This window comes from Stutzerimonas sp. S1 (assembly GCF_025966695.1).
In the GTDB taxonomy this organism is placed as follows: domain Bacteria; phylum Pseudomonadota; class Gammaproteobacteria; order Pseudomonadales; family Pseudomonadaceae; genus Stutzerimonas.
Map to the genome: position 1 here is coordinate 95209 of NZ_JAOEIY010000002.1, position 11670 is coordinate 106878.

11 protein-coding genes are annotated in these 11670 nt (G+C 64.9%); 4 read left to right on the plus strand and 7 right to left on the minus strand.

What is annotated here, in order from left to right:
- Window positions 1-74: 74 nt before the first annotated feature.
- The 3 genes from N8H22_RS04450 to nahK all read left to right on the plus strand — a co-directional run bounded on the left by N8H22_RS04450 (window position 75) and on the right by nahK (window position 5293).
- Window positions 75-1262, plus strand: a complete 1188-nt coding sequence (locus N8H22_RS04450) for a porin (protein WP_264589423.1) — start codon at window positions 75-77, stop codon at window positions 1260-1262.
- Window positions 1263-1560: 298 nt separating this feature from the next.
- A complete protein-coding gene (nosP, locus tag N8H22_RS04455) occupies window positions 1561-2724 on the plus strand; it encodes a nitric oxide-sensing protein NosP (RefSeq protein WP_264589424.1) in 1164 nt (387 codons plus the stop codon).
- A complete protein-coding gene (gene nahK, locus N8H22_RS04460; RefSeq protein ID WP_264589425.1) occupies window positions 2654-5293 on the plus strand; it encodes a hybrid sensor histidine kinase/response regulator NahK/ErcS' in 2640 nt (879 codons plus the stop codon). The genes nosP and nahK overlap by 71 nt, the downstream gene beginning before the upstream one ends.
- A 150-nt stretch (window positions 5294-5443) precedes the next feature.
- Here nahK and N8H22_RS04465 read toward each other — a convergent pair whose 3' ends face one another.
- The 7 genes from N8H22_RS04465 to N8H22_RS04495 all read right to left on the minus strand — a co-directional run bounded on the left by N8H22_RS04465 (window position 5444) and on the right by N8H22_RS04495 (window position 11071).
- Window positions 5444-6109, minus strand: a complete 666-nt coding sequence (locus N8H22_RS04465; protein WP_264589426.1) for a response regulator transcription factor — start codon at window positions 6107-6109, stop codon at window positions 5444-5446.
- A 34-nt stretch (window positions 6110-6143) separates the two neighbouring features.
- A complete protein-coding gene (locus tag N8H22_RS04470) occupies window positions 6144-6716 on the minus strand; it encodes a PQQ-dependent catabolism-associated CXXCW motif protein (RefSeq protein ID WP_264589427.1) in 573 nt (190 codons plus the stop codon).
- A gap of 102 nt (window positions 6717-6818) precedes the next feature.
- Complete coding sequence (locus N8H22_RS04475) at window positions 6819-7610, minus strand: ABC transporter permease (protein ID WP_264589428.1); 792 nt, start codon at window positions 7608-7610, stop codon at window positions 6819-6821.
- A gap of 46 nt (window positions 7611-7656) precedes the next feature.
- Complete coding sequence (locus N8H22_RS04480; RefSeq protein WP_264589429.1) at window positions 7657-8388, minus strand: ABC transporter ATP-binding protein; 732 nt, start codon at window positions 8386-8388, stop codon at window positions 7657-7659.
- Window positions 8385-9356, minus strand: coding sequence for a YVTN family beta-propeller repeat protein (locus N8H22_RS04485; RefSeq protein WP_264589430.1), 972 nt, complete (start codon window positions 9354-9356; stop codon window positions 8385-8387). The genes N8H22_RS04480 and N8H22_RS04485 overlap by 4 nt, the downstream gene beginning before the upstream one ends.
- Before the next feature lie 33 nt (window positions 9357-9389).
- The gene (locus N8H22_RS04490; protein ID WP_264589431.1) at window positions 9390-9884 is read right to left on the minus strand and encodes a sel1 repeat family protein; all 495 of its coding nucleotides are present in this window, start codon (window positions 9882-9884) and stop codon (window positions 9390-9392) included.
- Window positions 9881-11071 (minus strand): ABC transporter substrate-binding protein, encoded by a 1191-nt coding sequence (locus N8H22_RS04495; protein WP_264589432.1) that lies wholly within the window; start codon window positions 11069-11071, stop codon window positions 9881-9883. Before N8H22_RS04495 ends, N8H22_RS04490 begins: the two co-directional genes overlap by 4 nt.
- A 154-nt stretch (window positions 11072-11225) precedes the next feature.
- Here N8H22_RS04495 and N8H22_RS04500 point away from each other — a divergent pair, with 154 nt between their 5' ends.
- Entirely contained in the window at window positions 11226-11663 is a 438-nt protein-coding gene (locus N8H22_RS04500) for a copper-binding protein (RefSeq protein WP_264589433.1), read from the plus strand.
- Window positions 11664-11670 lie beyond the last annotated feature (7 nt).

Consider the following 11670-nt stretch of genomic DNA (forward strand, 5'->3'; position numbering starts at 1 on the left):
GTATGTGCGCTCTGATGGCCTTTCGATAATCGCTCCCGTCACGACTGCTTGTCGTCAATACAGCGGAGAGCGCCATGCACAACAACAAGAAAGCCGTATCAACCCTGCTGCCCCTGGCTCTGGCCAGTGCCGTAGCCATGACCATGAGCCAGTCGGCTGTCGCCGAAATCGTGCTCTACGATCAAGATGACACCACCTTTTCCACCGACGGCTACTTCAACACCTTCTACGTCAACAGCGACGTGGAGCGTGATGGCGAGCAGTTCGATCGCCGCCAGTCGCGGGTGAAGATGGGCTTTCTGCCCAACTGGATCGGCTTCAACTTCAGCAAGCAGGTCGGCGATCTCAAGCTGGGTGGCCGCTCCTCGTTCTGGGTAACCATCAACGACAGCGACACCAACGGCACTGAAACCGGCATCGATGTCCGTCAGTTCTACGCCACCGCTGCCAACGAGCAGTGGGGCGAGGTGTTGTTCGGTAAGGATTTCGGCCTGTTCGCCCGCTCCAACATCCTGCTCGACGAGATGCTCAGCGGTTATGGTCAGGTCAGCGACGTGCTCGGCCTGGTCGATGGCGGCGGCGTGTCGTTCGGCAACATCGGCACCGGCTATCCGTATCCGTTCCCGACCTCGCAGATCACCTATCGCTCGCCGGAGATGAGCGGCCTGCGCATCGCCGCCGGCATCATGGACCCGGTGGACACCACCGAGGACACCAGCTCCGATCTCGACAAGGCCTACCAGGAAGCACCGCGTTTCGAAACCGAGATCACCTACCAGTTCGATCTGGGCGGCACCAAGTTCTACACCTGGATCAACGGCATGCAGCAGAGTTCGGACAACACCGACAGCAGCATCGAGAAGGTGGACTCCAAGGGCCTGGGCTACGGCGTGCAGGCCAAGATGGGCAACCTGTCGCTGACCGCGTCCGGCTTCCAGGCCGAGGGCATCAACCCGTTCTTCACCAACAACGCCGGCGAAGCGCTGCTGCGCGAAGTCGACAGCGACGGCTACCTGTTGCAGGGCTCCTACCGCTTCGGCAAGAACCGCCTGGCGCTGTCCTATGGTCAGACCAAGGACGATGGCAACGGCCTGGGCAGTGAAGCCGACTACGAAACCCGCGGTATCGCGCTGTTCCACAGCATCAACGACAACCTGACCCTGGTCGCCGAGCTGAATCAGTTCGAGATCGACGGCAAGGAAAACCCGGCTCTCGACGAAGACACCCGCACCTTCGCGGTAGGTGCGGCGCTGAGCTTCTAAGGCGCGGTGGTCAGGGCGCGAATGGCCGTCGAACCGTAGGTCGCTCCATTCGTTGCACGGCAGTGGGCACGTCGTCGAGCGTACGGCCCACGTCCTGACAGTACGGCGGCGATCGTCGTCGCGCAGTAAAGGCTGACCCCGCGAGGGGTCAGCCTTTTTGCATTGCTGACGAGCTTGGGGCGTTTCGTCGCGATGCTACCTAGGCAGGCCTTTTCCGGTACTCAAGTAGCATTTTCGTGCCAAATGCCCTGCCCAAGAATGGGGTCAATCCGATACGGGTGGTACGGGAGGGCGGTGCGTGAGCGAACAGCAGACGGAGGTGATACGCACGGCGATGTCCGAAGCCCGCCTGGCCGAGACGGTGGCGCAGGATCTCGCCCGCCAGCTGATGCATCCACACCTGGGCTTCGTGCTGTTCTTCTGTTCGGCCGAGTACGACCTCCCGGCGCTGGGCGATGCGCTGCAGCAGTACTTTGGCGGCGTGCGGCTGGTCGGCTGCACCACCGCCGGGGAAATCACCGCGCAGGGCTACAGCCGCAGCTGCGTGTCGGCTGTCGGCTTCGATCACCGCAGCTTCTCGATCGCCTGCGAGCTGATCGACGAGATGGAGCGTTTCGGCCTGGTCGAGGCGCAGCAGCTGGTGGAGCGGCTGGGCAGCGACTGTCGCAGCAATTCGCTGGCACCGATCAAGGACCACAGCTTCGCCCTGACCCTGCTCGATGGCCTGTCCAGTCGCGAGGAAGTGGTGCTGGCGGCGCTCAGCGCGGCGTTCGGCAGCATTCCGCATTTTGGTGGCTCGGCCGGTGACGACAACCATCTGACCGACACTCATGTCTATTTCGGCGGCAAGTTCCACAGCGGCGCGGCCATCGTGGTGCTGATCAACACCTGGCTGGATTTCGAGGTGTTCACCACCCACCACATCCTGCCGCGCAGCGAGAAGCTGGTGGTGACGCGTGCCGACAGCCACAGCCGGCGCGTGTACGAACTCAATGCCGAGCCGGCCGCCGAGGAGTACGCGCGGCTGATCGGCGTGAACGTCGCCGACCTCGACCACCGGCTGTTCGCCGCGCATCCGCTGGCGGTGCGCATCAACGAGCACTACTACGTGCGCGCCATCCAGAAGGTCAACGAGGACCTCAGCCTGACCTTCTATTGCGCGGTGGAGAACGGCATCGTGCTTACCGCCATGCAGCCGGGTCCGCTGATGCCGAATCTGGAAAGCCTGTTTGCGCGGCTGGAGCAGCGCCTCGGACCGCCCTTGCTGACCATCGGCTGCGACTGCTTTCTGCGCCGCCTGGAGATCGAGGCGAACGACGCCAGCGAACCGACCTCGGATTTTCTCCGACGCCAGCAGGTGATCGGCTTCAACACCTACGGAGAGCAGTTCAATGGCATGCACATCAACCAGACCTTCACCGGCGTCGCTATCGGCCGGCCTGGAGGGCGGGGCGGTCGCTGAGCTGCTGGCGCGGCAGGCCGAGCTGGAGCGCGAAAATCTCAAGCTCAGGCGCATCAACGCCGCACTGATCGAGCGTGTCGAATCCAGCGGCGCCGGGCGCGATGCGTCCTATGCGGCCTTTCAGCATTCGGTGGAACTGGCCGAGCAGGTGCGCGAGCGCACCGATGCGCTGAACCAGGCGATGGCCGAACTCAAGGGCAGCAACCAGCTGCTTAGCGACGCACGCCTGCGCGCGGAGACTGCCCATCAGCATTTGGTCGATGCCATCGAGAGCATTTCCGATGCCTTCGTGCTGTTCGACAAGGACCAGCGCATCGTCCTGTTCAACCGTCGTTTCAAGTCGCTGTGGGCGCGCACGCGCGCGCGGATCAACGCCGGTACGCGGCTGGCGGAAGTGCGGCGGATGGCCGAAAGCACCGGGCTGATCGTCGAGGAGCACCGCGGCAAGGGCGACGAGCCGACCGTCTACCGACTGCACAACGGGCGCTGGGTGCAGGTCAGCGAGCGGCCGACTCGCGAAGGCGGGCTGGTGATCCTCTATACCGACATTACCGAGGTGAAGGTCAGCGAAACCATGCGCCGTGAACAGGCGCTGGCGCAGAAGTCGCGGCTGCTGCAGCGCGCCGTGGACAACCTGTCCCAGGGCGTGGCGATGGTCAGTGCCGAGGGTGCCCTGGAGCTGTGGAACCGACGCTTCCTCGAGCTCTGCGGGCTGGCGCCGATCGAAGCGCACCGGCCGTTCGAGGAGGTGATGGCCGACAGCGAGCTGCGTCTGCTGACGCCCAACACCCGTGACGCCAAAGGCCGACCGGTGCGCGAACTGGAGCAGCGCATGTTCGACGGGCGCATGCTGGAGATCCGCACCCATGCGCTGCCCACCGGCGGCTTCGTCAACACTTTCACCGATATCACCGAGCGTTACCGTCACGCCGAAGCGCTGCGCGAGAGTGAGCGCTGGATCCGCCTGATCACCGACCACGTACCGGCGCTGATTGCCTACGTGTCCTCCGATCTGACCTACGAATTCACCAACAAGGTTTACGAGGAGTGGTACCGCTGGCCGAGCGACGGCATGCTCGGCCAGTGCCTGCGCGAGGTGCACAGCGGCGAGCACTGGCGTCAGCTGGAGCCGTACATCGACCGCGCGCTGTCTGGCGAGAGCGTCAGCTTCGAGATGGCCGAACGCAACCACGCCGGTCAGCAGCGCTACATGCTGCGCTCCTACGTGCCGAACCGGCTGGCCAGCGGCGAGGTGGCCGGTATCTTCGTGCTGATCCAGGACATCACCGACCGTCGGCGCACCGCCGAGGCGCTGCACCAGGCCTACCAGAACCTCGAGCAGCGGGTACGCGAGCGCACCGCCGAGCTGACCAGCCTCAACGACCAGCTGCTGCGCGAGATCGACGAGCGCAGCCATGTCGAGGCGCGGCTGCGTGAGGCCAAGCGCGAGGCCGAACTGGCCAACCTGTCGAAAACCAAGTTTCTCGCCGCGGTCAGCCACGACCTGCTGCAGCCGCTGAATGCCGCCCGGCTGTTCACCAGCGCCTTGCTGGAGCAGCCGGGCGAGCCCAACGGCGGGTTGATCCGCAATATCAGCAACTCGTTGGAGGATGTGGAGAACCTGCTCGGCACGCTGGTCGACATTTCCAAGCTGGATGCCGGCGTGATCAAGCCGGATATCGCTCCGTTCGCTGTCAGCGAGCTGCTGGAAAACCTCGCCCTGGAATTCCGCCAGCTGGCCAGTTGCGAGCATCTGGAGCTGGACTTCATTCCCTGTTCGGCGCTGGTGCGCAGCGATATCCAGCTGCTCGCGCGGATCCTGCGCAACCTGTTGACCAACGCCATCCGCTACACCCCGCAGGGCCGCGTGCTGCTGGGCTGCCGCAGGCGCCGGCAGAGCCTGTCCATCGAGGTGTGGGACACCGGTGTCGGCATACCCGGGGACAAACTCGAAGAGATCTTTCAGGAGTTCAAGCGCGGGGAGGGCGTGCGGCCGAATCAGGATCGCGGGCTGGGCCTGGGGCTGGCCATCGTCGAGAAGATCGCGCGCATGCTCGGCCACCGCATACAGGTCAGTTCGCGGCTCGGGCACGGCTCACGCTTTGCCATCGAGGTACCGCTGGCCAAGCGCGCACCCAAGGCGCGGCCCGAGCCGAACACCGCGGAACTGGCGCTGGAGCGCCTGCAGGGCGCGCGCGTCTGGGTGCTGGACAACGACACGGCGATCTGCGCCGGCATGCGCACATTGCTCGAAGGCTGGGGCTGCAAGGTGATCACCGCGTTGTCGGAGGAGGACCTGGCGCGGCAGGTAGACAACTTCCATGCCGAGGCCGATCTGCTGATCGCCGACTACCACCTGGACAACGGCCACACCGGCATCGATGTGGTCGCCACGGTCAATGCCCGTCGCGCGGTGGCGCTACCGGCGCTGATGATCACTGCCAACTACAGCAACGAGCTCAAGCAGCAAGTACGCGAGCTTGGCCATATGCTGATGCACAAACCGGTGCGGCCCATGAAGCTGAAGACCGCCATGTGCCACATGCTGGAGCATGGGCAGGCGAGCTGAGGTTCGCGGGGCGGGCCTGAGCCGGTGCGCGGCGGTTCGTCATCTTTTCAGCCGGACCAGGCTGCCGGTTCGCTAAGCGTCGACACACGAAAAAAAACCGCCACCCATCAGGGGCAGCGGTGCAGGGAAACACTGGGAGCGGGTGGCGCGTCAGCGGCGCAGGTAGGCGGTGAAGTCGATGTCACCGGCCGAGAGGATCGCCTGCACGCGGTTGTGCACGTTGAGCTTGCGCAGGATCGCCGAGACGTGGGCCTTGACGGTGGTTTCGGCGATGTCGAGGTTGTAGGCGATCTGCTTGTTCGATTCGCCCTTGGTCATGCGTTCGAGCACCAGCAGCTGCTTGCGCGTGAGCGCCTGCAGCAGTTCCGGCGGGATCGACGGTTCGTTGTGGTGCGAATGCCGGCTGCTGCTCTTCTGGCTGCGGATGATGTCCGAGGGCAGGTAGACGTTGCCGTTGAGGATCTGCTCGATGGCCTCGGTCATCTGCGCCCGCGGCGACGATTTGGTGATGAAACCGACCGCGCCGTAGGTGATGGCCTGCAGCACGACCTGCTTGTCCTGCTCGGCGGAGACGATCACCACCGGGATGGTTGGCGCCTCGTTGCGCAGGTTGATCAGGCCGTTCAGCCCATGCATGCCGGGCATGTTGAGGTCCAGCAGCACCAGATCGAGGTCGTCATGTTCCAGGGTCAGCGCCAGGGCGCTGTCGAGGTCGGCGGTTTCGAGGATTTCGCTGTCGGGGAAGCCGTCACGGATGACGTTGTGGATGGCTTCGCGAAACAGCGGATGGTCGTCGGCAATCAGAATCTTGTACAAGGCCGGTCACCTCTTTGTTGTGATTATGGTGAGCTCATTCAGGGCGTTGGTCGGTGCTACGCAAAGGCTCCGGGGTTGCAGGATGCAGCGGCAGACCGGCTTGCTCCCAGCCGTCCACGCCGTCACGGTACCAGTACAGCTTGGTGTAGCCCAGCGCGTGGGCGCGCCGGGTGGCGTTCCAGCCCAGCCAGCAGTCGGAGCGGCAGTAGAACACCAGCGGCCGATCCATCCTGCCTTCGCTGAGGCGGGCCAGGTTGGCGCTGAAGTAGTTCGCCCAGTCCGGCGCGAGCGTGCCATCGCCGGTGTTGGCCAGCCAGACGCTGCCCGGCAGGTTGGCGTGGGCTTCATTGTCGATGAATTGCCCGGCCAGCCACTGGCGGCGATAGACATCCACCAGCAGCGTGTGCGGTTGCTCGGCCAGCAGCCGCTGCAGCGCCGCGGTATCGACCGTCTGCGCGCCCTCGGCGGTGGCCGGGGTCGGACTGCGGTACTGCGTCTGGCGATAGCCATCGGCGGAAAACAGTCCGGCTTGCTCGTTGGCGCTGACCGGGCCCAGAGCGAGCCCGGTCAGCGCGGCGATCAGCAGTGTCAGCAGCGACCTGGGCATCGTCCTGTCCTCCCTACTTCGGTGCGGTCGATTACAGAGCAACGGGGGTGTCTTTGAAATCCTACGTTGGAGGGTAAAACCAGTACCAAAGTAGTAAATGACTCATGCCGAACGCCGCAGTGCGGCGTGTTGCGGATTGAAGCTGAGCACCGCCAGCAGGCTGAACAGCGCGCTCAGGCCGATGCAGATGACCAGCGCCGTCGGTTCGAGACGCGCGTACAGCGCGTGGCGCACCAGCTCCACCGCGTGGGTGAAAGGGTTGATGGCGCAGATCCAGTACAGCCACTCGCTGGCTTCGCGCATCTTCCATAGCGGATAGAGCGCCGAGGAGAGGAAGAACAGCGGGAAGATGACGAAATTCATCACCCCGGCGAAGTTCTCCAGCTGGCGGATGCCGTTGGACAGCAACAGTCCCAGCGCACTGAGCAGCAGCGCCACCAACAGCAGCGCGGGCAGGGCGGTCAGCAGGCCCAGCGCGGGTGGCTGCACGCCGTAGACCCAGGCAATGGCGAGGAAGGCGTAAACCTGCAACAGCGAGATCAGCGCGGTGGCCAGCAGTTTGCTCGCCAGCAGGAAGCTGCGCGGCAGTGGGCTGGTGAGCAGCACGCGCATGCTGCCCATCTCGCGGTCGTAGACCATCGACAGCGAACCCTGCATGCCGTTGAACAGCAGAATCATGCAGGCCAGGCCTGGGACGATGTAGGTCTCGTAGGTGATGTAGGTGTCGTACGGCTCGATGATCGCGATTCCCAGCGCGGCGCGAAATCCGGCTGCGAACACCACCAGCCACAGCAGCGGGCGCACCAGGGCGCTGAGGAAGCGCGAGCGCTGCTGGACGAACCGCAGCCATTCGCGCAGCACGATGCCGCGCACACATTCCCAGTAGAGCGTCATGGCGATGACTCCGGCAGGCGATGCAGGCCCCGCGTGAACGAGCGGCTCATGCGACCGCCTCGACGCTGCGGGTCAGGCGGTCGAAGGTTTGTTCGAGGGTGTCACCGGCCCGAGTCAGCTCCTGCGCGCGACCCTGCGCCACCAAGCGGCCGCGGTTGAGGATCAGCAGGTCGTCGTCGGCACGCACTTCATCGAGCAGGTGAGTGGTCCATAGCACGCTCATGCCTTGCGTTCGGCACAGCGCGCGCACGTGCTGGTTGAGGGCCTGGCGACTGGCCGGATCCAGGCCGGCGCTGGCTTCGTCGAGCAGCAGCAGGCTGGGTTTGTGCAGCAGTGCGCGGGCGATCTCGACGCGGCGCCGGTGTCCGCCATTGAGCTCGCGCACCTTGTTCTTGCGACGCTCGACGAGTTGCTGGCGCTCGAGTTCCAGTTCGATGCGCTCATTGGCCAGCACCCGCGGCATGCCGTGCAGGGCGGCGTGGTAGCGCAGGTTCTGTTCCACCGTCAGGTCCAGATCCAGCGTGCTCTGCTGGAACACCACGCCGAGCCGGCACAGCGCTTCGCGCGGTTGCTGGCGCAAGCTGAAGCCGGCGATACGGATGGCGCCGTGCTGCAGGTCGTACAGCCGGGTCAGCAGGGCGATGAGGGTGGACTTGCCGGCGCCATTGGGGCCGAGCAGCGCGGTGAAGCGTCCTCTGGTCGTGGCGAAGGCGACGCCGTCGAGCGCCTGGCGCTGACCGTAGGCGAAATCGACGCCTTCGACTTCCAGTGCGTTCATGGTGCGACCACCACGCCCCACGGATAGCGACCGACCTTGATCGACTTGGTGACTTTCAGCTTGTCCACGTCGATCACCGAGACGTCGCCGCTCACGCCATTGGTGGTCAGCAGCAGGCTCTCGTCGGGGTTGAACGCCATGTGCCAGACACGCCGGCCCACCAGCAGGTAGTCCAGCACCTCGTAAGTCTTCGCATCGACCACGGCGATGTGGTTGGCCGGGCCGAGCGCGACGAAGGCGTACTTGCCGTCCGAGGTCAGCTTGATGCCCACCGGTTGCACCTTGTCCGGGTGGATGCCTTTGATCTTGAAAGTCAGGGTCTTGAGGATCTCGCGCGTGTCCACGTCCACCACGCTGACCGTGCCGCCAATCTCGGCCGAGGCCCACAGCAGTTTGCTGTCCTTGGTGAATTCCACGTGGCGCGGGCGCTGGTCGACCAGGGTGTTGTCCACCAGCTCATTGGTGGCGGTGTCGATCCAGTGCAGCATGTTGGTGGTCTCGCTGGTGTTGACCGCCCATTTGCCGTCCGGGCTGACCGCCATGCCCTCGGGTTCGACCCCGACGTCGATCTGCGCCAGTACCTCTTCCTTGTCGACATCGACCACGGTCACCAGCGCATCGTCCTCATTGGAGATGTACAGCCACTGGTTGTTGGGATGCAGGGCGAACTGCTCGGGATCGGCGCCGGAGGGCAGCTGCTTGATGATCTGTCGGGTCGCCAGGTCCATCACCTGCACGGTGTCCGAGTCGCTGGCGCAGATGTAGAGCAGCTTGTTGTCGTGGGAGAGGGTGAGGCCGCGCGGGCGCATACCGACATCCAGGGTCTCGACCGTTTCCATCCTGGTCAGGTCGATCACGCTGATGTTGTCGTCCTTCTCGTTGGACACGTAGGCGGTGGCCGCTGCGGCGGAGCCGGCGAAGCAGCCGAGGGTGCAGGCAATGGCGGAGGCGAGCAGGGTTCTGGGCATGGTCGATTCTCTTGTTGTTATGAATGGCGGCCGCTAGCGGGCCGGATTGGGATCGCTCGCCTGGTCCAGGCGCAGCAGGTAGTCGTCGGCTTCGCTCTGGCCGCCCGCGGAAGCACGCTGCAGCCAGTCGCGCGCGGCCGCGCGGTCCTGTTCCACGCCACGGCCTTCGGCCAGGGCCACGCCCCAGTGGTAGCGGGCGAGGCTTACGTAACTGGTTGCGTCGGGCTGCTCGGCGCCCTGTTTGAGCAGCGCGGCGGACTTGCTCAGGTCCTTCGTCACGCCGCTGCCGCTTTCGTACATCTGCGCCAGCGAAATCAGCGAATAGACATCGTTCCAGCGCGTCACGCAGTCCTCGAAGATGGCCTTGGCCGCCTCGAAATTGCCGGTCTTGGCGGTGACGTAGCCGTACAGGCATTTGATGCGCCTGGGACTGTCGACATAGGCCTCGTAGCCCAGCTCGTCGGCGAGCGCCGAGGTGCCGGGCAGGACGGCCAATGCCAGCAGGGCGGCCACGGGAAGGCGCTTCATGGTTGTGCCTCGCTCAGCCGGCAGCTGCTTTCCGGCGCATCGAAGCCCAGCGTGTCCAGCTCGCTGCTGGGATGCAGGAAGCCTTCCTGCGGCGAGCTGGAAACCAGCGCCCGCGGATGGACCAGCGGAATCGGCTGGCGCAGCTGGCCATTCCACGGGCGGAAGCTCAGCTTGCGACCCTTGAAGCCATCGAGCGGCAACTGGTCGCTCAGCGATAGCTGGCGGATTGCCGAAACGTCCGTTGCGCGCAGCTTGGTCACGGCAGCTGCGAGGCTGCGCACGGCCAGCCAGGCGGCGAAGTCGCGGTCGTTCATCCAGCGCCCGGCGTGCGCTTCGAAGCGCTTCTGCAGCTGGGCGGCGCCGTAGGTTTCCACGGTCTTGTGCCAGCCGGTTGGGGTCAGCCCCTGGGTCCCGGCGACCGGGCGCGGATACCAGGTGTGATAGGGCACGTACTCGCCGAAATCACCGCGTTCGTCGGCCACCACGACCACGTCGTACTCGGTGGTCTGGGTGAACAGCGGCATGTCGGCCTGGGCGCTGCGGCGCTGGTCGTTCTCGAAACTCCAGGGCTTTTCCGCGACGATCTTGTGGCCGAAGCGCTTGGCCGCACGGCGCAGTGCGTCGGCGTAGGCCTGATCCTCGGCAGTCGGGCCGCTGATCAGCAGCCAGCGGTTCCAGCGGCGCACGGCGAGGAACTGGCCTAATGCGTCGGCGAGCATGCTGCGGCTGGGCAGCGTATGCAGCACGTTGCTCAGGCACTGCTGGCTGCGCAGGCTGTCGGCGGCGCTGCCGGCATTGAGCAGCAGACTGTCGGGCATGGCGGCGGACAGCTGGCGCAGCGTATCGGCGGGCGCGTTCACCACGAACAGACGCAAGCCTTCGGCATGCAGTTGCGCGGCCTGCTCCAGCAGGGCGTCCGGTGTTTCGCTGGTGGTGCCGTCGAGCTGATAGCGGTGCTTGAGGAAGCGCCCGGTGCTGTTGCTGTCGACGATCGCCAGCTCGGCGCCGCGCAGGCCGGCGTCTTCCGGTTCGGGGATCACATTGGAGAGCAGCGGTCCGGGATCGGGGCGATAGCCCAGATAACCGATGCGCACCTCCAGCGGCTGTGGCGCGGCAGGTGCCGCGATCGCGACGGGGCAGGCAAGGGCGATCAGACAAACTGCGGTGTGGATCGCAAGTGGGCGCATGGTCGGCTCCTGGGGTTCGTGGCCAGCATAGGAACCGCCAGGGCAGGGGGAAATATGCAGAAAGTACCGCTCCGGCGGTACCAAGGTAGTAGGTTGGCGTTCGGTGCGAGCCCCTAGCATGACGCTGTCCATAACAACAAAAGAGGCCGACGCCATGCCCACTTGCAAAGCACTGCTGCTCAACCTGCTGTTCCTCGGCAGCCTGGTCGGATTCGATCAGAGCCAGGCCGCCGGGGATCTCACCCGGCGCACGCAGGCCCTGCCGGATCTGAAGTTCGGCTCCGAACAGAGCGACTACGCGGTCTCGCAGAAGGAGTACCAGCTGGAAACCGGCGTCGCCTACCAGCTCAAGGTGATCGCCGACGGCCAGAAGGAATGTGCGTTCCAGGCTCCGGAATTCGCTCAGGCGATCTTCCTGCGCAAGGTCGAGGCCGGCGGCGTGGAGATCAAGGCGATAACCCTGGTGGAGCTGGAGTTCGAGGATGCCGGCGAGGCGGAGATCTTCTTCCTGCCGGTCAAGCCGGGCAGCTATCCGTTCTACTGCAAGGGCTTGCAGAACAAGGGCATGGAAGGTCGCTTCGTGATCAAGTGAGGGGACG